The 23015-nt window shown below is 70.4% G+C and carries 19 protein-coding genes and 1 pseudogene; 8 read left to right on the top strand and 12 right to left on the bottom strand.

Annotated elements, in window-relative coordinates; all coding sequences use genetic code 11:
* Position 1 precedes the first annotated feature (1 nt).
* The 8 genes and pseudogenes from EOD42_RS00490 to EOD42_RS00455 form a co-directional block, all read right to left on the bottom strand.
* Entirely contained in the window at positions 2 to 3190 is a 3189-nt protein-coding gene (locus tag EOD42_RS00490; RefSeq protein ID WP_240654729.1) for an alpha-1,4-glucan--maltose-1-phosphate maltosyltransferase, read from the bottom strand.
* A 79-nt stretch (positions 3191 to 3269) separates the two neighbouring features.
* Positions 3270 to 4280, bottom strand: coding sequence for a YihY/virulence factor BrkB family protein (locus EOD42_RS00485; protein ID WP_127785099.1), 1011 nt, complete (start codon positions 4278 to 4280; stop codon positions 3270 to 3272).
* 72 nt (positions 4281 to 4352) lie between these two features.
* A pseudogene (locus EOD42_RS26580) lies at positions 4353 to 5243 on the bottom strand (NAD(P)-dependent oxidoreductase); the annotation flags it as partial.
* A gap of 13 nt (positions 5244 to 5256) precedes the next feature.
* The gene (locus tag EOD42_RS00475; RefSeq protein WP_164867714.1) at positions 5257 to 6459 is read right to left on the bottom strand and encodes an NAD(P)/FAD-dependent oxidoreductase; all 1203 of its coding nucleotides are present in this window, start codon (positions 6457 to 6459) and stop codon (positions 5257 to 5259) included.
* Between the two features lie 22 nt (positions 6460 to 6481).
* Positions 6482 to 6802, bottom strand: coding sequence for a 2Fe-2S iron-sulfur cluster-binding protein (locus EOD42_RS00470; protein ID WP_127785096.1), 321 nt, complete (start codon positions 6800 to 6802; stop codon positions 6482 to 6484).
* Entirely contained in the window at positions 6802 to 7470 is a 669-nt protein-coding gene (locus EOD42_RS00465) for a GntR family transcriptional regulator (RefSeq protein ID WP_164867713.1), read from the bottom strand. Before EOD42_RS00465 ends, EOD42_RS00470 begins: the two co-directional genes overlap by 1 nt.
* A 10-nt stretch (positions 7471 to 7480) precedes the next feature.
* Positions 7481 to 7831, bottom strand: coding sequence for a Rieske (2Fe-2S) protein (locus EOD42_RS00460; RefSeq protein ID WP_127785094.1), 351 nt, complete (start codon positions 7829 to 7831; stop codon positions 7481 to 7483).
* Positions 7832 to 7843: 12 nt separating this feature from the next.
* On the bottom strand, positions 7844 to 8968 hold the full coding sequence (locus EOD42_RS00455; RefSeq protein WP_164867712.1) for an amidohydrolase family protein: 1125 nt from the start codon (positions 8966 to 8968) through the stop codon (positions 7844 to 7846).
* 127 nt (positions 8969 to 9095) lie between these two features.
* On the opposite strand from EOD42_RS00455, the gene EOD42_RS00450 reads away from it, so the two are divergent.
* Both EOD42_RS00450 and EOD42_RS00445 read left to right on the top strand, forming a co-directional pair.
* On the top strand, positions 9096 to 10073 hold the full coding sequence (locus EOD42_RS00450; RefSeq protein WP_127785092.1) for a Bug family tripartite tricarboxylate transporter substrate binding protein: 978 nt from the start codon (positions 9096 to 9098) through the stop codon (positions 10071 to 10073).
* Position 10074: 1 nt separating this feature from the next.
* A complete protein-coding gene (locus tag EOD42_RS00445) occupies positions 10075 to 11037 on the top strand; it encodes a Bug family tripartite tricarboxylate transporter substrate binding protein (protein WP_164867711.1) in 963 nt (320 codons plus the stop codon).
* Positions 11038 to 11081: 44 nt separating this feature from the next.
* Here the strand turns inward: EOD42_RS00445 and EOD42_RS00440 are convergent, their stop codons facing one another.
* From EOD42_RS00440 to paoA, 4 genes are all read right to left on the bottom strand, one after another.
* A complete protein-coding gene (locus EOD42_RS00440; RefSeq protein WP_127785090.1) occupies positions 11082 to 12050 on the bottom strand; it encodes a Bug family tripartite tricarboxylate transporter substrate binding protein in 969 nt (322 codons plus the stop codon).
* A 97-nt stretch (positions 12051 to 12147) separates the two neighbouring features.
* Positions 12148 to 14340 (bottom strand): aldehyde oxidoreductase molybdenum-binding subunit PaoC, encoded by a 2193-nt coding sequence (paoC, locus tag EOD42_RS00435; protein WP_127785089.1) that lies wholly within the window; start codon positions 14338 to 14340, stop codon positions 12148 to 12150.
* A 3-nt stretch (positions 14341 to 14343) separates the two neighbouring features.
* The gene (locus EOD42_RS00430) at positions 14344 to 15294 is read right to left on the bottom strand and encodes an FAD binding domain-containing protein (RefSeq protein WP_127785088.1); all 951 of its coding nucleotides are present in this window, start codon (positions 15292 to 15294) and stop codon (positions 14344 to 14346) included.
* The gene (gene paoA / locus EOD42_RS00425) at positions 15291 to 15923 is read right to left on the bottom strand and encodes an aldehyde dehydrogenase iron-sulfur subunit PaoA (RefSeq protein WP_127785087.1); all 633 of its coding nucleotides are present in this window, start codon (positions 15921 to 15923) and stop codon (positions 15291 to 15293) included. Before paoA ends, EOD42_RS00430 begins: the two co-directional genes overlap by 4 nt.
* A 206-nt stretch (positions 15924 to 16129) precedes the next feature.
* Between paoA and EOD42_RS00420 the strand changes: the two genes are divergently transcribed.
* From EOD42_RS00420 to EOD42_RS00395, 6 genes are all read left to right on the top strand, one after another.
* Positions 16130 to 17071, top strand: a complete 942-nt coding sequence (locus EOD42_RS00420; RefSeq protein WP_164867710.1) for a LysR substrate-binding domain-containing protein — start codon at positions 16130 to 16132, stop codon at positions 17069 to 17071.
* Positions 17072 to 17132: 61 nt separating this feature from the next.
* On the top strand, positions 17133 to 18464 hold the full coding sequence (locus EOD42_RS00415) for an NAD(P)/FAD-dependent oxidoreductase (RefSeq protein ID WP_127785085.1): 1332 nt from the start codon (positions 17133 to 17135) through the stop codon (positions 18462 to 18464).
* Complete coding sequence (locus EOD42_RS00410) at positions 18464 to 19600, top strand: M24 family metallopeptidase (protein ID WP_127785084.1); 1137 nt, start codon at positions 18464 to 18466, stop codon at positions 19598 to 19600. The genes EOD42_RS00415 and EOD42_RS00410 overlap by 1 nt, the downstream gene beginning before the upstream one ends.
* Positions 19601 to 19602: 2 nt before the next feature.
* Complete coding sequence (locus EOD42_RS00405) at positions 19603 to 20859, top strand: NAD(P)/FAD-dependent oxidoreductase (RefSeq protein WP_127785083.1); 1257 nt, start codon at positions 19603 to 19605, stop codon at positions 20857 to 20859.
* Positions 20860 to 20900: 41 nt separating this feature from the next.
* Positions 20901 to 21950, top strand: coding sequence for an ABC transporter substrate-binding protein (locus EOD42_RS00400; protein ID WP_164867709.1), 1050 nt, complete (start codon positions 20901 to 20903; stop codon positions 21948 to 21950).
* An 11-nt stretch (positions 21951 to 21961) separates the two neighbouring features.
* Entirely contained in the window at positions 21962 to 23014 is a 1053-nt protein-coding gene (locus EOD42_RS00395; protein WP_206020205.1) for an ABC transporter ATP-binding protein, read from the top strand.
* Position 23015: the final 1 nt, after the last annotated feature.

Below are 23015 nucleotides of genomic sequence, written 5' to 3'. Positions count from 1 at the left end.
TTCAGGCCTCGTCTGCGGCGCTGAGGCGCCAGATGGCATAGGGCAGGGCGTGCGGGTCGAGGCGCAGGGTTCGGTGCGATCCCTCCCAGCGCCGGGTGCCGCCGGCGATCAGGTCCTCGGCCAGGATGGGCGCGCCCCAGCCCAGGCCCATGACGTGCTGCGGCAGCTCGATATGGCCCTCGATCGGGTCGCGCGGGTCCATCGTCACCGCGACCAGCACGATGTTGGAGCGATCGGGCGTCGCCTTCGCGAACAGCATCATCCCGCCATGGCCGGCGTTGAGGATGGTGGTGCCGAGATGGCTCTGCAGCGCGGGGTTCTCCCGACGCAGGCGGTTCAGCGCGGTGATCTCGGCCCGGATGTGGCCCGGCCGGTCGTGGTCCCAGGCGCGCAGCTCGTATTTCTCGCTGTCGAGGTATTCCTCCTTGCCGGGCTTCACCGGGGTCGCCTCGCACAGCTCGAACCCGTTGTAGACGCCCCACAGCCCGGACAGCGTGGCCGCCAGCGCCGCGCGGATCAGATGCCCGGGGCGGCCCGAATGCTGCAGGAAGGTCGGGTTGATGTCCGGCGTGTTGACGAAGAAATGCGGGCGGAAGAAATCCGCGACCGGCGCCTCGTTCAGCTCCCGCATGTACTGGCCCAGCTCCCAGGCCTCATTGCGCCAGGTGAAGTAGGTGTAGGATTGCGAGAAGCCGGCCTTAGCCAGCCGGTACATGACCTTGGGCCGGGTAAAGGCCTCGGACAGGAACACGCAGTCCGGGTCGCGGGCGCGTACTTCCGCGATCATCCACTCCCAGAAGGGCAGGGGCTTGGTGTGCGGGTTGTCCACGCGGAACAGCTTCACGCCCATGCCGGCCCACAACAGCACCACGTCGCGCAGCGCGATCCACAGCTCGGGCACCGCGTCCCTGGCGTAGAAATCGACGTTGACGATGTCCTCGTATTTCTTCGGCGGGTTCTCGGCGAAGCGGATGGAGCCGTCCGGGCGATAGGCGAACCAGCCTGGGTGCTCGCGCAGCCACGGGTGGTCGGGTGAGCACTGGATGGCGAAGTCCAGCGCCAGTTCCAGCCCATGTTCGGCCGCCGCCGCCACCAGCCGCCGGAAATCCTCCAGCGTGCCGAGTTCCGGCTGCACGGCATCATGCCCGCCGGCCTCGGCGCCGATGGCATAGGGGCTGCCGGGGTCATCCGGCCCGGCGGTCAGGGAGTTGTTCCGACCCTTGCGGTTCTTGCGCCCGATCGGATGGATCGGCGGGAAATACAGCACGTCGAAGCCCATTTCCCGCACGCGCGGCAACTGGGCGATCACGTCGTCGAAGGTGCCGTGCCGCGCCGGGTCGCCGCTCTGGGAGCGCGGGAAGATCTCGTACCAGGAGGCGAAGCCCGCGGCCCGGCGCTCGACATCCAGCACCAGCGGGTCGGGCATCGTCTCGAACGGGCGGCGGTCCGCCTTGGTGGTCAGGGTGATGACGCGCGGCATGGCGAACAGCTCGACCGCCTCTGCGGCACCGGCCAGCGGCAGGGCCTTCAACAGTGCCGCGATCTCGGCGGCCTCGGCGCGCGGCAGGTTCGTCCTGGCGGCTTCCAGCAGGGCCATGCCCTCCTGCCGCTCCAGCGCGATATCGACGCCGGCCGCGTGCTTCTTCGTGATCTCATCGAGAAAGGCCGCGTAGAAATCCACCCAGGCGCAGACGCCATAGAGATGGCGGCCCACGCGGTCAGGCACGAACTCCGCGGCGTAGCTGTCATTCACGCCGGGCCGCATGGGCACCTCGCGCCAGGCCTTCTCATTGGCGGGGCGCCAGAGCAGGCGCACGGCGAGCTTCGTCGCGCCATCGGTGAACACATCGGCCGTGACGGTCACGGGGTGGCCCACGATGCGTTTGACCGGGAAGCGCCCGGCATCGACGGCCGGACGCACGGCCTCGATGGCGATGCGCGGGGCGGCGGCCGCGGCCGAGGCGCCGCGGCGGGAGGCCTCAGGCCGCAGGATGACCGGCCGGGTCGGCCTGATGGCCAGCATGCGCACCTCGCCGGGGGCGAGGGTCACGGGCGCTTCCGGCCCTGAGGCCGGTTCGGGCAGCAGCGTCAGCAGCTGCGAGGGCGCGACGGCCGCGGGCCGCGTCAGGGACGGGTTGGCGAGCAGCAGCGCGGACCCCGTGCCCAGCACCGTCACGGGCGAGCCAGGGCCGGACAGCAGCGCGCCCTTGCCGGCCAGGCCATGCGTGCGGCGTTCCTGGTTCGCCTCGCGCACCGCCTCCCGCAGGTCCAGGCGCGGGGCCTGCCGCAGCGCCGCGAAGTCCCGTGACTGGCCCATGCCATGGCCCATCCGGTGCAGGTCACCGAACTCGAAGCCCATGGGCATCAGCCAGGCGGAACCCGAAAGGGCGGCGAAGCGCAGCGCGCGTCGGGCCTGACGCACGGCCTGCCGGCGGTCGGCGCTGTTCGCCGCCAGGCGGCGGGCGAAGGGCGTCTCTGGCATGGCCAGCGGCGGCGCGATCCGCGCGAGGCGCCGGGCTTCCTCGCCGAGCCACGCCGCGCGGTAATCCCACCAGGGCAGGGAGGAGGAAACGAGATCGAAGCCGCATCCTTCGAGATCCGCGGCCTGGGCGGCGCCCGTGCCTTGCGTCCAGGCGATGAATGTCAGCTGGGCGGCATCCTCCCGCAGGTCACGGATCAGCCCGCCCCAGAACGCGCCGCCCGCCCCTGCGTCCAGGCAGCGGAAGCCCGCGACACCAGCCGCTGCCCATTCCGCCATGCGGGCGCGCCACCAGTCGCGCGGGGCGGCCACGCGCCGGCCGGCATTGATCTCCTGCCTCGGGTCCGGCGGAAGCTCCGCGCGCGGGTCGGGCAGCGCCCATTCGGGGTGTTCGCGCAGCAGCACGGCATCGCTGTCCAGCCGGTCCGTCGTCAGGTCCAGCAGCAGGGCGAGCCCTGCCTCGCGCGCCATGGCGGCGAAGCGGCTCAACCCCTCGGTGGCGGGGCCGCCGCCCAGCGCCGCGTGCAGCCGCCCGTGATCAGCCGCCAGGAACACCGAGCCGTCCCGCCCGGTGGCGAAGGGCGGCGCCAGCACCACGGCGTCGAAGCCCAGCGCCGCGATGCGGGCGAACTCATCGGGCCAGCCATCCGGCGGGCCCGCGAGCAGGTGATGGAAGTAATACAGCGAGTGGGGCGGAGCGGCTCCGGGCAATGATCTGCACCTCTCTTTCCGGGTCCGGCTCAATGGGCGGACAAGGTGTTAACCGCCCGGCAGGCGAGAGGTTGCCCCGCTAGCGCCGCCCCCCCACCGCGCGGGTCAGCTTCGAGCCGAGGGAAAGACCCGCCGCGAAGGGCAGCAGCGCGAAGATGCAGGCGACCGCGACCGCCCCGTCCACCCCGCCCGCGCGGTGCGGAACGGGCATGTCCTCGGGGCGCGCGGGCACCGGGGCCAGCTGGCGGGAACCCAGTCGGCTGGCCCAGGCGCGGGTGAACTCGGCACCCATCAGGAAGATGACGGAGGAGTAGTAGAGCCAGACCAGCACGATGATCATCGTGCCCGCCGCCCCGAAATCCGCGGCCAGCCGCGACCCGCCCAGATACAGCCCGATCGCGTATTTGCCGGCGGTGAACAGCACGGCCGTGGCGGCCGCGCCCACGAACACGTCGCCCCAGGCCAGCCGGCGGTCGGGCAGCACCTTGTAGATGGCGCTGAACAGCAGCATCAGGATGACGACGGAAACCACCGTGTTCATCACGGAGGCCAGCACCGGCCCGCCCGGCATCGACTGCTCGATCCAGGTGCCGAGCGCCGCGAGCCCCGCATTCACCGCCAGCGAGGCGATCAGCACGAAGCCCGTCGCCGCCACCAGCCCGATGGCCGAGGCCTTGGCGCGCATGAAATGCGTGACCGTCTGCATGATGGTCTCGCCCTCGGGCACCTCGGTCTTCCAGACGGCGTTCAGGGCGTTCTGCAAGGCACCGAAGGCGCCGGCCGCCGTGAGCATCAGGGTGACCAGGCCGACAGCCACGGCGAACTTGCCATGCGTATTGCCGAGCGCGCGGCCCGCCATCTCATGCACATCCCGCGCGGCGGCGCTGCCCAGCAGGTCCGTCAGCTGGCGCAGCGTGGCCTGGCGCACCTGCTCGGCGCCGAAGATGGTCTCGGCCAGGCCGGTCGCGATGAACAGCAGCGGGCCCATCGAGAACAGCGTGAAATAGGCGATGCTGGCGGCGCGCGTCAGGCAGTCATCGGCGAAGAAGCCTTCGACCGTGTCGCGCGACAATTTCCACAACCGGTTCATTCCGTCGGTCCTCCAGCACGGAAACGACGATGACCGCCTGCGGTTTGACGGGATTGTGCGCCGAACTGCGGCTTATCGCGCGCTGCGGACTTCCACCCCCGCCCATTCCTCCACCGGCTTCACGATGGCGGTGAAATCGGCGTCGCCGCCATGCAGGGCCTGGGCCACGGCGAAGGCCTGGCGCACGGCGGCGCCCACCGGGGTGGGCACGCCCAGCGCCTCGGCCTCGTCCAGGCACAGGCGCACATCCTTGTAGCAAAGCCCCAGCGAGAAGCCGAAATCGAAGCTGCCGGTCAGCACGCCGCGCGGGAACTTGTCGGCCGTCGCGGTGTTGCGGCCGCTGCTGACGTTGATGACGTCACACATCACCTTCGGGTCCACACCGGCCTTCACGCCCATCACCAGGGCCTCTGCCGTGATGGCCATGGCCGCGCCCACCAGCAGGTTGTTGGCGAGCTTCACGGTCTGAGCGGCACCCGGGGTTTCGCCCACGAACAGCGGCTTGCCGATCACCTCCAGCAGGGCGCGCGCGGCCTCCACATTCTGCCGGCGGCCGCTGACCATCAGTGTCAGCGTGCCGTCGCGCGCACCCTTCATGCCGCCGCTGACGGGGCAGTCGATCAGCGCGATCCCCTTGGGGGACAACGCCTCCGCCACGGCGATCGCCGCGCGCGGACCGCTGGTGGAGGTATCGATGACCGTGTGCACGGCGCTGCCATGGATCACGCCGGCCGGCCCCAGCATGGCGGCGCGCAGCGCGTCCGGCGTGGGCAGGCTGGCGAAAATCACCTCGGCCTTGTCGGCGACCTCACGCGGGGAGGCGGCGATGACCGCCCCCGGAACCGGAGGCGCATAGGGGTCGAACACCACCAGCCTGTGGCCGGCATCGACCAGGCGGCGGGCCATCAGGCTGCCCATCTTTCCCACGCCCAGGAAGCCCAAACTCTGTTCGGTCATGACGTTTCCTTCGCCGGGTTCACGCCGCGGCCAGTTGTTGCAACGGAAATTCCGGGTCGCGGATCTGCGACGGCTCCAGGCGCGGGCGCCGCGCGACCAGGGCGCGGGCGGCCATGTGCTCGCCCGCCTGGTTGATGGATTCGACGGCGCTGAGCCGCCCTTCGGCATCCAGGCGGAAGACGGAGAAACGCCCTTCCTCCGGGCTGCCGCGCAGCACCGCCTGGTCGCCGGGGGCGCCGACGCCCGCGATCTGCAACCGGATGTCCCACTGGTCGGACCAGAACCAGGGCAGCTTGGCGTAAACGGTGGGCACGCCGGTCAAGGTCTGGGCTAGGCAGCGGGCCTGATCCATGGCGTTCTGGATCGATTCCACCCGCACGCGCCGGTTGTCGTACAGCGGGTGCGGATAGCCGGCCGCATCGCCGATGGCATGGATGGCGCGGTCGGTGGTGGCCAGCCGGGCATCCACCTCTATGCCGTTGCCGGTCGCGAGGCCCACCTGCGCGGCGAGCGCCATGTTCGGCACCACCCCGATGGCGACCAGCGCCAGGGTGGTGGGGATCACGGTGCCATCGGCCAGGTGCACGGCGCGCAGGCTGCCCTCGCCCTCGAACCCGGCCAGCGCCGCGCCGAAATGGAAGCGCACGCCGCCCGCCCAATGCCGCGCCAGCAGATAGCGCGAGACCGGCAGCGACACCGCGCGGGCCAGGGCGCGCTCGCCCTGCTCCACGACGATCACCTCCAGCCCCAGCTGGGCGGCCACAGCCGCCACCTCCATGCCGATGAAGCCGGCACCGACAATGACAATTCGCTTCGTCCCGGCCAGCCGCGCGCGCAGCGCCAGGGCCTCCGGCTGCGAGCGCAGCATGACCACGCCGTCCAGCCCGGCGCCGGGCACGGTAAGGCGGCGGTTCTCCGCCCCCGTGGCCAGCACCAGATGATCGTAGGGCAGGCCCGCCACCTGCTTCGCGGCGCGGTCGATGGCCGTCACCTCGGCCTCGATCACCGCGATGCGCTTCTGCTCGAAAAAGGCGGCGGGCTTCAGCACGAGGTTGGGTTCCGCCACCTTGCCCAGCAGAAAGCCCTTGGAGAGCAGCGGCTTCTGGTAGGTGGGGCCGGGTTCGCGCCCGATCAGGGTGATGTCGCCCTCGTACTTCCGCTCGCGCAGGCTGGCGGCGAGCTGGCAGGCGGCGTGGCCGGTGCCGACGATGACCACGTTCATTCCTGCGCCTCCGGCACAACGCTCATACCTGCGCCTCCGGCAGGGCGACGACGAGCCCCTCATGCTCCGCGCCCAGCACCAGCTGGCAGCTGAGGCGGGAATTGTCGCGGCGCTCGGCCACGACGTGTTCCAGCAGCTCGTCCTCCAGCGCGCCCATCGGCGGCAGGCTTTCGGCCAGGGTTTCGACATAGACATGGCAGGTGGCGCAGACCAGCTCGCCCCCGCATTCCGCCACGATCCCGTCCAGCCCGGCCGCGATCGCGCCCTGCATGACGGACAGCCCTTCCTCCACGTCGAGCGCGGTGGGCTCGCCGTCAGGGCTGACATAGGTGACGCGGGGCATCAGGCGGCCGAGGCACCGCGCTCTCGCGCGGCTTCCAGCAGATGCGTCACGGCTCGGGTTTCCTTGCGGCGCAATTCGGCCAGCGCGCCGGGCAGGTCGCGCGCCTCCAGCGCGGCCAGGATGGCCTGATACTCCGCCACGGAATGCGACAGGCTGTCCGGGTGGGACAGCGACATGAAGCGGAACGGCTTCAGCCGGCTGCGCATCTGTGCGTAGAAATCCTGCAGCACCTCATTGCCGGCGATGCGGAATACTTCCTGGAACATCGCCTCCACCAGGCCGATATAGGTCGGGATGTCGCGCTTTTTCGCGGCATGGCCCATCTGGTCCGCGATGGCGTGCAGACGGCCCAGCTGCGGGTCCGTGGCCTCTGCCGCCACGCGGGTCAGGGCCAGTTCCTCCAGCCTGTAGGTCGCGTCGTAGAGGTCCTTCAGTTCCTTGATCGTGTAGTCGCGCACGAAGACGCCACGGCGGGGGTGGCGCACCACCACGCCCTCGCGTTCCAGGATGTAGGTGGCCTCGCGGATGGGCGCGCGGCTGGTGCCGAAGCGGTGGCCCAGCTCGATCTCGTTCAGCCGCTCACCCGGCTGCAGCTGGCCGTGCACGATGGCTTCCGCGATGGAGCGGGCGATCTGCTGGGCGAGCGTGCTGCGGGTGATGTCGAGCATGGAGGTCTCCTCAGAGTTCGACATAGACCGACCTTTCCTTCAGCGTCACGGGATACAGCGTCAGCTTCGACTGGCCGCCGCACAGGGTCTCGCCGGTTTCCAGGTCGAATTCCCAGCCGTGCCAGGGGCATTGCAGCACCCGGTCCTCCATGCCGAACACGAACTGGTCCACCTCGCTGGGCAGCATGGTGCCGCGCATGGTGCCGCGGCACACCGGCGCGCGCTTGTGCGGGCAGATGTTGCGGACGGCGTGCACGCGGTCCTTCACCCGGATCAGCCCGATGGACCGGCCGGCGATGTCGAAGACGGCGGGCCTGGCTTCCTCGAGCGCGTCGATCTCGGCCACGAAATGCAATGCCATGGTGATGTCCCGTCAGGAGAGCCGGAAAAGCTCGGCCGCGTTGTCGTGGAAGATGCGCCGGCGCATCTCGGGCGAGAGGCGCGTGAGCGTGTGCTGGGGGAAGTCATTGTCCCAATGCGGGTAGTCGGTGCTGAACAGCAGGGTCTGCTCGGCATGGATCATGTCCAGGATCTGCATCAGGTATTCGGGCTTCTCCGGCTCCTCGATCGGCTGGCTGGTGAAGCGGACGTGCTGCAGGACGGTCTCGCTGGGCAGGTTCTTCACCCAGGGCACTTCCTTGCGGAACTGGTGCCAGTTCTGGTCCATCCGCCACAGGAAATGCGGCAGCCACGAGAAGCCGAACTCAGCGGCCAGCAGCTTCAGCTTCGGAAAGCGCAGGAACACGCCCTCGAAGATAAGGCTGTTGATCGCGGAGATGCCGATCTGCGGGAAGGCGGTGTGGCGCTCGATATAGGTGCTGGGGGTGCCGCCGGCGAAATGCACGCTGGTGGGGAAGCCACCCTCGGTGCCGGTGGGGTGGATCAGCATGGGCAGGCCCATTTCCTCGGCCGCCTGGAAGATCGGGTAGTAGTGCCGGTTGCCCATCATGATGTTCAGCAGCGGCATGAACACGGCCACCACGCCGGGCTTGCGCCCGAAATCGCGGATCTCGGCGGCGGATGCCGCCGGGTCATGGGCGGCCACCACCATCGCCAGCTTGTAGCGCGGGTCCACGCCCAAAAACTCGCTGTAGAAGAACTCGTTGAAGGCGCGGGCGAGGGCCAGCGCCTCCCCGGCATTGGGCAGCGCCGCGAGCTTGCCGGCCTGGATGGAGGACAGCACCGCATGGGCGATGTTGTGCTTGTCCAGGTGCTCCTCCTTCATGAACAGCGCGTCCGAGCCCGGTTCCCCGCCGCTGGGCGGCATGGCATCGATGCGGTTCGACGAGGCGCGCGCGAGCGGCGGGCGCAGCCACTGGTTGGGCAGCACGTGGCGACCATCGAAATGCTCCCACCAGGAACGCGAGAGGTAGTTCTTCAGCCCGGCGATGTCGCCGTTCACCCAGGGGTGCACATCCGCGTCGATGATCGGCTCGCGCGCCCGGGCGGGTTTGCCGCCGGGTGGGCTGGTGCCCGGGCTGGCGATGATGTCGAGCATCTGTTCCTCCTGCTTGGACAAAAATTTTGTCGACAATCGAATGTCGAACTTGATTCCGCCCGCTGTCAAGGGGATGTTGACGTGGATCAAAGGCCGTGGATGGCTTGGGGCAAGGAAGGAAACGTTCATGACAACGACGCTCAACAGGCGCGCGCTGATGGCTGCCGGCCTCAGTGCACCGATCGCCGCAGCGGCCCAGGAGGTCTGGCCGGCCCGGCCTGTGCGGGTCATCGTGCCGTTCCCGCCGGGGCAGGCGGCGGATATCTTCACCCGGGTGGTGGTGGATGAACTGTCCCGCCGCTGGGCCGCCCGTGCCTTCGTGGAAAACCGCGGCGGCGCGGCCGGGGTGCCCGCCATGGAGGCCGGCGCCCGCGCCGCGCCGGACGGCTACACCCTGTGCGTAGGCTCCTCCGGCACGCTGGGCGTCAACCCCTCGGTACTGCGGCAGATCCCCTATGACGTCGAGAAGGACTTCGCCTTCCTGACCAACATCGCGGTCTTTCCGCTGGTGATCGTGGTCCGGGCGGATTTCCCGGCGCGAGACCTGCACGGCCTGCTGACGGCGCTGCGCGCCAGGCCCGGCCAGATCGCGCTCGGCCTGCCCGGGGTGGCCACCAGCCAGCACATGGCGGCGGAGCTGCTGATGCACCGCACCGGCACCCGCTTCAACACGGTGGGCTATCGCGGCTCGGGCCCGGCCCAGGCTGATCTGCTGGCCGGGGTGGTGCCGGTGATGTTCGATACCGTGGCCAGCGCCCTGCCGCATATCCGCAGCGGTGCCCTGCGCGCCCTGGCGGTCACGACCACCGCGCGCGCGCCGCAACTGCCCGATGTGCCGACCGTGGCTGAGAGCGGTGTTACGGATTTCGCTGCCTTCGGCTGGTCAGGCCTGGTGGCGCCCGCCGGCACGCCGGCACCGGTGCTGGAACGCATCAATGCCGATGTCACGGCCATTCTCCGGCAGGAACGCACCGTTTCTCAATTCGTGGAGCTGGGCGGCACCGCCGACCCCATGACGCCCGCCGGCTTCGAGGCCTTCGTGAAGGCCGAGGTCGCCAAGTGGCGCGAAGTGGCCCGTGTGGCCGATGTCAGGCTGGATGGTTGAGATGAGGCACCCGATCACCCGCCGCCTGATGCTGGCGGCCCCCGTCCTGGCCGCCGCCCCCGCCCGTGCGGAGGAGCCGTGGCAGTCCCGCCCGATGCGCTTCATCGTGCCCTTCACCCCCGGCGGGCCCACCGATGCCGTGGCCCGCATCGTCACGGCCAGGCTGGGCGAGCAGCTGCGCACCAACATCGCGGTGGAGAATGTCGGCGGCGCCGGCGGCGCGCTGGGCATGGAGCGCCTGTCGCGCGCCGCCCCGGATGGGCTGACGATCGGGCTCGGCACCACCGGCACCCACGCCATCAACAGGCACCTGTATGCCAATCTGGCCTATGATCCGGTGCGCGGCTTCACCCCGCTTTCGACCGTGATCGAGCATATCAACATGCTGGTGCTGCGCGGCGACCACCCCGCGCGCAACCTGGCGGAGCTGCTGGAGGCCGCCAGGCGCGGCACCGTCACCTACGGCTCGGCGGGCAATGGCTCATCCAACCATCTGTCCGGTGAGCTGCTGTGCAGCCGCGCGGGGGTGGAGATGCAGCATGTGCCTTTCCGCGGCAGCGGCCCGGCCCTGGCGGAGGTGCTGGCGGGGCGCATCGACTTCATGTTCGACACGCCGGCCGCCCTGGCGACCGTGCGAGGCACCAATGCGCGGGTGATCGCCGTGACGGGTCTTGCCCGCCACCCGCTATTGCCCGACGCGCCCCCGGTGGCCGAGACCATTCCGGGTTTCGAGGTGGTGGGCTGGTTCGGCTTCTTCGGCCCCGCCGGCCTGCCGGCGCCGCTGGCGGACACGCTGAGCACGGCTGTCGGCCGGGTGGTGAGGGACCGGGAGACGAGCGAGCGGCTACGGGCGCTGGGCCTGGACCCCAGCGCGGGCACGCCGCAGGAACTGGCCGGGCGCGTGGCCAAGGACGATGCCCTGTGGGGACCGGTGATCCAGCGCGCGGGGCTGCGCGTGGGATAGGCCCGGCCCCCGCCGCTGCTGTCCTGACTTCATCCGGCCTGGCTTCATCCCGCCTGGGCGCCCGAAATCCGCACCATTTCCGCCCAGCGCGGCTTTTCCGCCTCAAGCCGGGCGCCGAGCTCATCGGGGGTGGAGCCGGTCAGGATCGCGCCCATGCCGATCACGCGCTGCCTGAGGGCGGGGTCGGTCCAGGCGGTGCGGATCTCACGCGACAGGCGCTCCGCGATCTCCCTCGGCATGCCGGCGGGGCCGGCCCAGCAATGCCAGGGGCTGACGTTGAAGTTCTCGACGCCCGCCTGGGCCATGGTCGGCACATCCGGCAGGGTGGGCCAGCGTTCGGCCATGGTCACGGCCAGGGGGCGTATCCGTCCCTCCGAGATCACGCCGGTGTAGCTGGCCAGATTGTCGATCGCGAGCTGCACGTCGCCCGCCAGCATGGCCGGAATGGTCTGCGCGGCACCCCGGAAGGGCACATGCACCCCCTGGATGCCCGCGCGCGCCAGGAAATAGGCGCCGGACAGATGGATGGAGGTTCCCACCCCCGCCGAGCCGTAGCTGACCCCGCCCGGCCTCTCGCGCCCCCAGCCCACGAATTCCTGCACGCTGCGCGCGGGCACATGCTGGGCGGGCACCGCCATGACGTTCGGCATGTCCCACATGGCGCTGATCCACTGGAAATCCTTGGCCATGTCGAAGGGCACGGAGGGGAAGATCATCGGGTTGATCACCACCGTGTGCATGCTGACGGTGCCCACGGTGTAGCCATCGGGCGCGGCACGGGCCAAGGCCTCGGCCGCGATGTTGCCCGAGGCGCCGCTGCGCGTCTCCACCACGAAGCTCTGGCCCAGGCGATGGGTCAGCACCTCGCAGGCCAGGCGGGTCAGGACATCGAGCGATCCGCCGGGCGGGAAGCCCACCAGCACGCGGACAGGCTTGTTGGGCCAGGATTGGGCCAGCGCGGGGCAGGCGAGTGCCGCCGTCGGCGCTGCCAGCAGCAAGCGACGTGTGAGCATGGTTCCTCCCCCCGGGCCTCTGCGGGCCTCGGGTCGGCAGGCACCCTAACAGCCGCGGGTTCCGGCGCGCAAAGGTTTGAATGCGCGCCGGAAGGCTTCAGGCGACCTCGGGCATCCTGGCCAGCAGCTTGTCCAGCGTGATGGGATAGTCCCGCACCCGCACGCCGGTGGCGTTGTAGATGGCGTTGGCCACCGCCGCACCCACGCCGCACAGGCCGAGCTCACCCACCCCCTTCGCCTTCATGGGCGAGGAAGTCGGGTCCACCTCATCCAGGAAGACCACATCCTGGTGCGGAATGTCGGCGTGCACCGGCACCTCGTATCCGGCCAGGTCGTGGTTCACGAAGAAGCCGTGGCGGGTGTCGACGGCCAATTCCTCCATCAACGCGCCGCCCACGCCCATGGTCATGGCGCCGATCACCTGGCTGCGAGCGGATTTGGGGTTCAGGATGCGCCCCGCCGCGCATACCGCCAGCATGCGGCGCACGCGCGTCTCGGCCGTTGCCATGTCCACGCCGACCTCGACGAAATGGCCGGCGAAGGTGGATTGCTGAACGCGCTCCGCGATGTCGCCGTATTCGATGGCGTCCTCGCCCACCAGCCCCTCCGCGCCGGCCAGTTCCGCCAGCGGGCGGCTCGTATTGCCGGCGCGCACCATGCCGTCGGCGAAGACGGCCTCGGCGGGGTCGAGGCCCGCGCGCCGGGCCACCGCCTCACGCAGCTTCACGCAGGCCGCATAGACGCCGGCGGTGGCATTGTTGGCGCCCCACTGCCCGCCGGAACCGGCCGAGACCGGCAGGGAGGAATCGCCCAGCCGCACCGTCACCCGGTCCATGCCCACGCCCATCATCTCGGCCGCCGTCTGGGCCATGATGGTGTAGCTGCCGGTGCCGATGTCGGTCATGTCGCTTTCGATCGTCACCACGCCGCGGCCGTCCAGCCGCACCCGCGCGGCCGACTTCATCAGCAGGTTGTTGCGAAAGCCCACGGACATGCCCATGCCCACCATCCAGCGCCCGTCGCGCTGCTGTCCGGGCCGGGCCTGGCGGCGGTTCCAGCCGAAGCGTTCGGCACCCACGCGCAGGCATTCCACCAGCTGCCGCTGAGAGAAGCGGCGCTGCGCGTTGCCGGGATCGGTCTGGGTGTCGTTCAGGATGCGGAACTGCACGGGGTCCAGGCCGAGCTTCTCGGCCATCTCATCCATCGCGATCTCCAGCGCCATCAGGCCCGGCGTCTCGCCCGGGGCGCGCATCGCATTGCCTTCGGGCAGGTCCAGCCGCGCCAGGCGGGTGCCCGTCAGCCGGTGCGCGGCGGCATAGAGCAGGGTGGTCTGCTGCACCGCGTCCTCGGGGTCGCCGCCCTCCAGGTTGCCGGACCAGCTCTCATGCCCGATCGCGGTCAGCCGGCCGTCACGCGTCGCACCCAGGCGGATGCGCTGGATGGTGGCGGCCCGGTGCGTCGTGTTGTTGGCGATCAGCGGCCGCTGCAGCGCCACCTTCACCGGCCGCCCGGCCAGCCGCGCGCCCAGCACCGCCAGCAGCGTGTCCGCCCGCAGGAACAGCTTGGCGCCGAAGCCGCCCCCGATGAAGGGCGAGATGAGGCGGACATTCTCCTTCGGGATGCGCAGGGTCTTGGCCAGGTCCCCGGCCGTCCAGGCGATCATCTGGTTGGAGAGCCAGACGGTCAGCCTGTCGCCCTGCCAGGCGGCGATGGTCGCGTGGGGCTCCATCATCGCGTGGGATTCGTCGGGCGTGGCATAGGTCTCGTCCAGCCGCACCGCCGCCTCGGCAAAGCCGCGGTCGAAATCGCCCACGCGCTTGTCCTCCTGGGCAGGGGGCACGCCGGCGCGCCTGGCGGCGTGCAGGTCGAACTGCCCGGCCGCGCGGTCGTATTCGACACGGATCAGCTGCGATGCCGCGCGGGCCTGCTCGAAGCTCTCTGCCACCACCAGCGCGATCGCCTGGTGATAGTGCTCGACCTCCGGCCCGCCCAGCAGCCGGGCGACGTTCATGCGGCCCTTGTCCAGCCGGCCCGCATTCTCATGCGTCAGGATGGCGATGACGCCGCTGGCCGCGCGCGCCGCGCGAAGGTCCATGGAGCGGATGCGGCCCTTGGCAATGCCGGCGCCCAGGATATGGCCATAGGCCTGGTTGGCCACGACGTCGTGCCGTTCATAGGCATAGGGCGCGGTGCCGGTGGTCTTGCCGGGGCCGTCGATGCGGTCATGCGGGCGGCCCACGACCTTCATCTGGTCGATCGGGTTCTGGCCGGCGGGGCTGTCGAAGCGCATGGGTCAGTTCCTCCCCTCGGCCAGGACGGAGGCGATGGCACGCTCCGCCAGGCGCAGCTTGAACTCGTTGTGCGGGGTGGGGCGGGCGCCGGCCAGCAGCGAGTCGGAGGCAGGCTTCGCCCCGCGCTTCAGCTCGGCCTCGGCCGCCTCCAGCCGCCAGGGCTTGTGCGCCACGCCGCCCAGCGCGACGCGGCCGCTGCCGTCGCGCTGGACGATCGCCGCGACCGACACCAGCGCGAAGGCATAGGAAGCACGGTCACGCACCTTGCGGTACAGCTGCACGCCGCCAGCGGGCGGCGGCAGGGTCACGGCCGTGATCAGCTCACCCTGTTCCAGGGCCGTCTCGACATGCGGGGTATCGCCCGGCAGGCGGTGGAAATCGGCCATCGGGATGCTGCGGGTGGTGCCGTCGGCCTTCACCGTCTCCACCGAGGCATCCAGCACGCGCAGCGCCACGGCCATGTCGGAGGGATGCGTCGCGATGCAGGCGTCGGAGGTGCCGAGCACCGCATGATGCCGCGTGAAGCCGCCGATGGCCGCGCAGCCCGCGCCGGGGCTGCGTTTGTTGCAGGCCATGTCGGTGTCGTAGAAATACGGGCAGCGGGTGCGCTGCAGCAGGTTGCCGGCGGTGGTGGCCTTGTTGCGGAGCTGGCCTGAGGCACCGGCCACCAGCGCGCGCGTCAGCACCGCATAGTCGCGCCGCACCTTGGCATGGGCCGCCAGATCCGTGTTGCGCACCATGGCGCCGATGCGCAGGCCGCCCTCGGGGGTTTCCTCGATGCGGTCCAGGCCCAGGTGGTTCACGTCGATCAGATGCGCAGGCGCCTCGATGCGCAGCTTCATCAGGTCCAGCAGGTTGGTGCCGCCGGCGATGAAGCGGGCCTCGGGGTTGCGGGCGGCGGCGGCCGCCGCCTCCGCGGGGCTGGCCGCGCGCTCATAGGTGAAGGGCCTCATGCCTGCCTCCCCGCCACCTCGACGATGGCCTCGACGATGTTGGAATAGGCGCCGCATCGGCAGATGTTGCCGCTCATGCGCTCCCGGATCTCGGCCTCGCTCAGCGCCACGCGGTTGAGGTCGCCGCTGACATGGCTCGGGATGCCGGCCTTGATCTCCTCCAGCATGGCGACGGAGGAGCAGATCTGCCCCGGCGTGCAATAGCCGCACTGATAGCCGTCATGGCTGATGAAGGCGGACTGCATCGGGTGCAGGTCGCCGGGCGTGCCCAGCCCCTCGATGGTGGTGATCGTATCGCCCTCATGCATCACCGCGAGCGACAGGCAGGCATTGATGCGCCGCCCGCCCACCATCACGGTGCAGGCGCCGCACTGGCCGTGGTCGCAGCCCTTCTTGCTACCGGTCAGGTGCAGGTGCTCACGCAGCGCGTCCAGCAGGGTGGTGCGGGTGTCCAGCACCAGGTTGCGCGGCGTGCCGTTGACCGTGAAGGCCACGCCGGTCATCGAGGGCGCTTCCGCCGCCGCGGCGTTCTGGGCATGGGCGCCGGCGGCGCCAGGGGCGGCGGCGCAGGCCGCGCCGGCAAGAAAGACGTCTCGGCGGCTGGTGCCGATGTCAGGTGATCCGGGCATGGGCTGGGATCCTGTCTGGAGGGGGCGTTGGGAAGCCGCGCGCCAGGCGCTGCGGTCTCCGGCATGTCTGGATGTAGAATGCATGAAGGACGCCCGGGTTTTAGTGCGGCGGCCCGGATGACGTGGTGAACAGGATTCATGAATGCCGTGCCCCTGGCCGGCATTGCCGCTTGACCATGCCCGCGCTTCGCCGCGACCTTGGCCCGATGGCCAGCAGATCCCTCGAATTCAGGCACCTGGAAGCATTCCGCGCCATCATGCGCACGGGTTCCGTCACGGGGGCGGGGGCCATGCTGGGCACCTCCCAGCCCGCGGTCAGCCGGCTTCTTTCCCAGATCGAACAGATCGCGGGCTTCGCGCTGTTCGAGCGCGTGCGCGGCCGGCTGGTGCCCAATGCGATGGCCGAGGCCCTGCACAAGGAAACCGAGCGCGTCTTTATCGGCATCGACGAGGTGACGGCCCTGGCCGAGCGGCTGCGCGCCCAGGCGCCGCGCCGCATCGTGATGGCCAGCCTGCCCACCCTGACCCTGAGCCTGCTGCCGCGCGCCATCGCCGCCTGGCGTACCTCCGGCCGGCGGGAGACGATGTCGATCCATTCCCGCGCGGCCGGCGGCGTGCTGGGGCTCGTCTCCTCCCGCCAGGCGGATATCGGCATCAGCAACGGCCTGCCGCGCATTCCGGGCGTGCGCTCCGCGCCGCTGATGCGCACGCGCGCCTGGTGCGTGATGCCGCCGGGCCACCGCTTCGCCGCCAGACCCGTGGTGCGCGCCGCCGACCTGGACGGCGAGGCCTATATCGCCCTGTCGCGGGAGGAAGGCCGCCAGGCGCGGGTGGATGACGCGCTGATGCACAGCGGCGCCCGCCCGGACGAGGCGGTGGAATGCCGCATGACGGTGGGGGCCGTGGCCATGGCGGCGGCGGGCAACGGCGTGACGGTGGCCGATGCCTTCGCGGTCGCCAGCTGCCTGCACCTGGGCCTGGTGCTGCGCCCCTTCGAGCCGGCCGTGACCTTCGACTACCGCATCATCTGGCCCGAGGAGATGCGCGACAATTTCGGCCGCGCGGCACTGGCGCAGAGCATCCGCGCCACCGCGCGGCAATTGGTGGAGGAGGTGGCCGCGCATGCGGCAGGGTCATGTCCCGGATGATGGTTTCATGACGATTTGATATGGGGCAAGCCCGCGCGCGCGTGGCAGCCTCACCCCCCTGATGAGCGACACCCAGACACCCTTCGCCCCTGGCTTCCAGGAGCGCCCCTTCTGGTGGGAGGCGGCACCCCCCGCGCCCACCGAGACCCCCCTGCCTGACACCGCCGAGGTGCTGGTGGTGGGCGGCGGCATCGCCGGGCTTTCCACCGCGCTCGAACTCGCGCGCAACGGCATGAAGCCGCTGGTGATCGACCGCGAGCCGATCGGCTGGGGCGCTTCATCCCGCAATGGCGGCGCGCTGTCTGGCGCGGGCAGCCTGGGCAAGACGCGCGGCGACCTGGAGCAGGCCTTCGGCGCCAAATTCGTGGCGGAACTGGCCGAGGAAGGGGAGCAGGCCTTCGAGGATTTCGAGGCGCTGGTGAAGCGCGAGAACCTCGACTGCGACTATGTGCGCTGCGGCCGCTTCGTCGGCGCCCATGCGCCCAAGGCGATGGAGGCGCTGAAGAAGCGCGCCGAGATGATCAACAAGGCCGGCGGCGAGCAGGCCTTCATCCTGCCGAAGGAGCGCGTGGGCGAGGAGATCGACACGCCCCGGTACCATGGCGGCATGCTGCTGCTGCGCGCGGGTTCCCTGCACCCGGCGAAATACACCCAGTCCCTGGCGCGCGCGGCGGCGGGCCACGGCGCCACGCTGATCAGCGGCGTGGAGATGCAGGGATACACGCGTGAGGCCGATGGCGGCTTCATGGTGCAGACCAGCCGGGGCAGGATCCGCGCCAGGCACCTGATGCTCGGCACCAACGGCTATACCGGCACCATGACGCCCTGGCATCGCCGGCGCCTGATCCCGGTCGCGAGCTACATGATCGCGACCGAGGAGCTGGGCGAGGAGCGCGTGCGCCGGGCCCTGCCGCATCTGCGCGTCTACGGCGACACCAAGAAGATCCTGTATTATTTCCGCCCCTCGCCCGATTACCGGCGCATCCTGTTCGGCGGCCGCGCCAGCTTCATGGATGCGGACACGAAGCGGTCCGCCGCCACCCTGCATCGGTTCCTCACGCATCTGATCCCCGATCTGCGCGGCGTGAAGCTGACCCATAGCTGGAAGGGCAATGTCGCCTTCGCCTTCGACATGATGCCGCATGTCGGCGTGAATGAGGGCGTGCACTACGCCATGGCCTGCAACGGCAGCGGCGTCGTGACCATGACGCATCTGGGCAAGGCGGCGGCGCATCTGATCCTGGGCGGGGGCAACCGCCCCTCGGCCTTCTCGCGCCTCAGCTTCCCCACGCGCCCCTTCTACACCGGCAACCCCTGGTTCATGCCGGTCGTCGGCACCGCCTATCAGATCAAGGACCGGCTGGAAGGCTGGACCGTCACGGAGGACCGCTGATGGGCGCGCACCCGTATTTCACCCGCGCGGAGTTCGACGCGCGTCTGGCCCGGCTGAAGGCGCGGATGCGCGCGGCCGAGGTGGATGTGGCGCTGTTCGATGAGATCGAGGCGATGACCTGGGTCTCGGGCTTCGGCAGTTCCGCCAATCGCTGGCGCTGCGTCGCGATCCCGCTGGAGGGTGAGCCGTTCTTCCTGATCCGCGCGCTCGACGCCTCGGTCTGCGCGCAGCGTACCTGGATCAGCGACATCCCGACCTTCCGCGACTGGGAGGACCCGATCCCCGCCCTGGCATCGGCGCTCCGCGCGCGCGGGTTGGACAAGGCGCGCATCGGGCTCGACTACGACAGCTACGGCACCTCGCTCAGCCGTTTCGCCGCCATGCAGGCGGCGTTGCCGGGCGCTGCGTTCGTGAATATCGGCGCGGTGGTGGCCGAGCTGCGGCTGATCAAATCCCCCGCCGAGATCGAGCTGCTGCGCCGGGCTGCCGCCATCGCCGATGAGGCCACGCGCCGCGCGGCGGCGGTGTGCGTGCCCGGCGGCAATCAGCGCGAGGCCGCGAAGATCGCGCAGATGACCTTCGTGGAGATGGGCGGCGACCCCTATCGGCCCGGGCCCATCACCGGCGGGCGCGGCTGGGACTTCCTGCACGGTCATCTGGGCGATGCGCCGCTGGCCAGCGGCGATGTGGTGCACATCGAGCTGACGCCGCGTATCTACGGCTATTCCTCGCGCGTCATGCGCTGCGTGGTGTTGGGCGAACCGGAACCCGAACGCCAACGCGCCGCCGAGATCCTGGCCGAGCTGCAGGACCGCCAGATCGCCGCCATGAAGCCCGGCGCCAAGGGATCGGATGTCGATGCCATCCTGCGCGACGGGGTGGTGAAGGCGGGGCTGCGGCCGAGCTACGACAACATCACCGGCTACACGCTGGGCCTGTACGGCGATGCCGGCCCCCGGACCAGCGACTTCACGCGCATCCTGCACCCGGAGGCCGATTGGGTGATGGAGGCGGGGATGGTGTTTCACATCTATGCCTCGGCCGGCGGGGCGGCGCTGAGTGAATCGGTGCTGGTGACCGAAACCGGCCCCGAATTGCTGACGCATCTGCCGCGCGGCCTGCTGGTGAACCGCTGAGCATGGCGGGCAGCGTCATCGTCCTCGGCGCGGGGGTGGCGGGGCTCTCTGCCGCCCTGCCGCTGGCGCGCGCCGGGCGGGCGGTGACGGTGATCGACCCGCTGCCGCCGGCGGGCGGGGCCTCCTTCGGCAATGCCGGGCTGCTGAGCCCTGATACGGTGGTGCCGATCGCCCAGCCGGGCATGCTGCGCAAGGTGCCGGGATGGCTGCTGGACCCGGACGGGCCGCTGGTGGTGCGCCCGCGCTATCTGCCGCGCGCCGCCCCCTGGCTGCTGCGCTGGATCATGGCCGGGCGCATGGAGCGCGTGCTGGCGGTCAGCGATGCCATGCGCGCCCTGAACGGCCAGACGATGCGATGTTGGCAGGACCTGCTGGGGGCCGCGGATTTCGCCGCCCTGGCCCGCCGCACCGGCCAGGTCCAGGTGTGGGACAGTGAAGGGGAGACCGAGGCCGCGGCGCGTGACCGGATGCTGCGCGCCCGCCACGGCATCGCGGCGGAGGTGCTGGATGCGGAGGGCGTGCGTGCCCTGCTGCCCGGGATCACGCCCGCCGTGAAGCGCGGCCTGTTCTTGCCGGGCAATGGCCATACCGTCAGCCCGCTGCGCATGGTGCGGCGCCTGGCCGATCATTTCCTGGCCGCCGGCGGCACGCTGCTGGCCGAGCGCGCCATGAAGATCATTCCCCCAGAAGGCGGGGGAGAAGGCGGCGGCTGGATGGTCATGACCAACGCCGCCAACCACCGGGCCGCGACACTGGTGGTGGCGGGCGGTGCCTGGTCGAAGCAGATGCTGGCGCCGCTGGGCATCCATGTGCCGCTGGAGGCCGAGCGCGGCTATCACCTGATGCTGCCCGACCCCAGCGTGATGCCGGCGCTGCCCATCATGGACAAGGCACGCTCCATCGCCGTCACGCCGATGGAGGAGGGGCTGCGCGCCACGGGCCTGGTGGAGATCGCGGGGCTGGAGGCGCCGCCCGATGAGGCCCGCGCGGCGCGGCTGATGGGGCTGCTGGCCGCGCTGCTGCCCGGCATCACGGGCGGCACGCCGCGGCTGTGGATGGGCTCCCGCCCCTCCACCCCCGACAGCCTGCCGGTGCTGGGCCCGGTGAAGGGGCGGCCCGGCCTGCACCTGTGCTTCGGCCACGGCCATTTCGGCATGACGGGCGGCCCGCCGAGCGGGCGCCTGGTCTCCGACCTCATTCTGGGCGAGCGGCCCCTGGCCGACCCCGCCGCCTACGCTTTGGACCGCTTCGGCGCATGAGCCGCGGCACCCGGGATTGCACAACCACAAGAGGGCTTCACATGACGGACACGATGATCCTGCCGCGCCGGCTGTTGCTGGGGGCGGCGCTGGCCACCCCCGCGCTGCGCGGCGCCAAGGCTGCCGGCGAAGTGATCGTGCGCACGCCGGGCGGCGTCTACGACGACATCATGCGCCAGCACGTCTATGACCCCTTCACGCGTGAGACGGGCATCACCGTCCGCCCGGTGGCGGCCACGGGTGCGAAGCTGATCGCGATGTTCCGCGCCAACAATGTCGAGCTGGACCTGATCGACACCGGCGACAAGCAGCTGCTGGCACTCGAGAACATGGGCGCGCTGGCCCCCATCGCCTATGACCAGTGGCGCTGGTCCAAGCCCGAGGACATCGAGCCCGAGGTCAAGAAGACCTACCAGTGCGGCAACTTCACCTATGCGACCGTGCTGGCCTACAGCAAGACGGCCTTCCCGAACGCCCACCCCAACAGCTGGGCCGAGTTCTGGGATGCCGGGCGCTTCCCCGGCCCCCGCATGCTGGCCGATGCCGCGACGGGTTCGCCCAATTTCGAGTTCGCGCTGCTGGCCGACGGCGTGCCGAAGGACCAGATCTACCCGATCGACATCGACCGCGCGCTGCGCGCCATGACGCGCATCCGCCCGCAGATCCGCCGCTTCTGGGACACGGGGGCGCTCTCGGCCCAGATGATGTCCGACCAGGAGGTGGTGCTGGGCTCCATCTGGAACGGCCGCCTGCAGACGCTGATCGACCGCAACGCCCCGCTTGCCTACACCTGGAACGAGCACATGATCCAGGTGCAGGCGCTGGGCGTGTTCAAGGATGCGCGCAACAAGGAAGGCGCGCAGCGGCTGGCCGACTTCATGATGCAGCCCAACGTGCAGGCGGCCTACGCCAAGCAGCTGATCTACGGGCCGACCAACAAGCAGGCCCAGCAGTTCCTGACCGCCGAGGAAAAGGCCCGCATGCCGGGCGGCGAGAACTCCCAGCGCAGCGGTTTCTACCAGAACATCAACTGGTGGGAGGACAACCGCGACCGCGTGAACCGCGCCTGGTCGCGCTGGGTGCTGCGTTGAAAGGCGGGGGGTTGAGCGGGGGCGCCTCCGTCGCCCTTGAGGCGGTGACCAAGCGCTATGGCACCGAGACCGTGGTGGCGGGCGTTTCGCTCGCCATCCCGGCCGGTGAGTTCTTCACGCTGCTCGGCCCCTCCGGCAGCGGCAAGACCACCACCCTGTCCATGCTGGCGGGCTTCGTCATCCCCGATGAGGGGCGCGTGGTGATGGGCGGGCAGGACATGACGCAGGTGCCGCCGCGCGGGCGGGGCCTGGGCATGGTGTTCCAGAACTATGCCATCTTCCCGCACCTGAACGTGGCCGAGAACGTGGCCTTCCCGTTGACCGTCAAGGGCGCACCGAAGGCCGAGATCCAGGCCCGCGTGGCCGAGGCCCTGGCCATGGTGAAGCTGACGGGTTTCGAGGCGCGCTATGCCCGCCAGCTCTCGGGCGGGCAGCAGCAGCGCGTGGCCCTTGCGCGCGCCATCGTGGCCCATCCGCGCATCGTGCTGATGGATGAGCCGCTGGGCGCGCTCGACAAGAACCTGCGCTTCCACATGCAGGTCGAGATCAAGGAGATCCAGCAGCGGCTGGGCATGACCGCGATCTACGTCACGCATGACCAGGAGGAAGCCCTGACCATGTCCGACCGCATCGCCATCATGGATGGCGGGCGGATCGCGCAGATGGGCCCCCCGCGTGAGGTGTATGAGAAGCCGGACAGCCGCTTCGTCGCGGCCTTCCTGGGTGAGGCCAACCTGCTGGACGTCACGCGCGACGGTGCGCTGGTGCGCGGGCCGGGCGGGGGCGCGATCGAGGCCGGGGCCGGGCAGGGCACCACCCTGTTCGTGCGGCCGGAGAAGGTGACGGTTTCGGCCGCCGCGCCGTCGGGTGGCCCAAACCAGCTGCCGGGCCAGGTGCTGCATGCCTCCTTCCTCGGCAATGTCGTGCGCTATGCGGTGGATGTCGGCCAGGGGGCGACGGTGCTGGCGGATGCCGTCAATGGCCCCGGCGCCGTGCTGCACGCCCCCGGCGCCCCGGTGACACTGCACTGGCGCGCCGAGGACAGCCGGCTGCTGGCGGCCTGAC

It is taken from the genome of Rhodovarius crocodyli (assembly GCF_004005855.1).
Lineage (GTDB): Bacteria > Pseudomonadota > Alphaproteobacteria > Acetobacterales > Acetobacteraceae > Rhodovarius > Rhodovarius crocodyli.
The sequence above is the reverse complement of the archived record's forward strand: the minus strand, read 5'-3'. Positions and strand labels throughout refer to the sequence as shown.

Coding starts and splice junctions, on each gene's coding strand:
- EOD42_RS00485 (WP_127785099.1), bottom strand. CDS start 4,280: ATGAACCGGTTGTGGAAATTGTCGCGCGACACGGTCGAAGGCTTCTTC.
- EOD42_RS00475 (WP_164867714.1), bottom strand. CDS start 6,459: ATGAACGTGGTCATCGTCGGCACCGGCCACGCCGCCTGCCAGCTCGCC.
- EOD42_RS00470 (WP_127785096.1), bottom strand. CDS start 6,802: ATGCCCCGCGTCACCTATGTCAGCCCTGACGGCGAGCCCACCGCGCTC.
- EOD42_RS00465 (WP_164867713.1), bottom strand. CDS start 7,470: ATGCTCGACATCACCCGCAGCACGCTCGCCCAGCAGATCGCCCGCTCC.
- EOD42_RS00460 (WP_127785094.1), bottom strand. CDS start 7,831: ATGGCATTGCATTTCGTGGCCGAGATCGACGCGCTCGAGGAAGCCAGG.
- EOD42_RS00455 (WP_164867712.1), bottom strand. CDS start 8,968: ATGCTCGACATCATCGCCAGCCCGGGCACCAGCCCACCCGGCGGCAAA.
- EOD42_RS00450 (WP_127785092.1), top strand. CDS start 9,096: ATGACAACGACGCTCAACAGGCGCGCGCTGATGGCTGCCGGCCTCAGT.
- EOD42_RS00445 (WP_164867711.1), top strand. CDS start 10,075: ATGAGGCACCCGATCACCCGCCGCCTGATGCTGGCGGCCCCCGTCCTG.
- EOD42_RS00440 (WP_127785090.1), bottom strand. CDS start 12,050: ATGCTCACACGTCGCTTGCTGCTGGCAGCGCCGACGGCGGCACTCGCC.
- paoC (WP_127785089.1), bottom strand. CDS start 14,340: ATGCGCTTCGACAGCCCCGCCGGCCAGAACCCGATCGACCAGATGAAG.
- EOD42_RS00430 (WP_127785088.1), bottom strand. CDS start 15,294: ATGAGGCCCTTCACCTATGAGCGCGCGGCCAGCCCCGCGGAGGCGGCG.
- paoA (WP_127785087.1), bottom strand. CDS start 15,923: ATGCCCGGATCACCTGACATCGGCACCAGCCGCCGAGACGTCTTTCTT.
- EOD42_RS00420 (WP_164867710.1), top strand. CDS start 16,130: ATGGCCAGCAGATCCCTCGAATTCAGGCACCTGGAAGCATTCCGCGCC.
- EOD42_RS00415 (WP_127785085.1), top strand. CDS start 17,133: ATGAGCGACACCCAGACACCCTTCGCCCCTGGCTTCCAGGAGCGCCCC.
- EOD42_RS00410 (WP_127785084.1), top strand. CDS start 18,464: ATGGGCGCGCACCCGTATTTCACCCGCGCGGAGTTCGACGCGCGTCTG.
- EOD42_RS00405 (WP_127785083.1), top strand. CDS start 19,603: ATGGCGGGCAGCGTCATCGTCCTCGGCGCGGGGGTGGCGGGGCTCTCT.
- EOD42_RS00400 (WP_164867709.1), top strand. CDS start 20,901: ATGACGGACACGATGATCCTGCCGCGCCGGCTGTTGCTGGGGGCGGCG.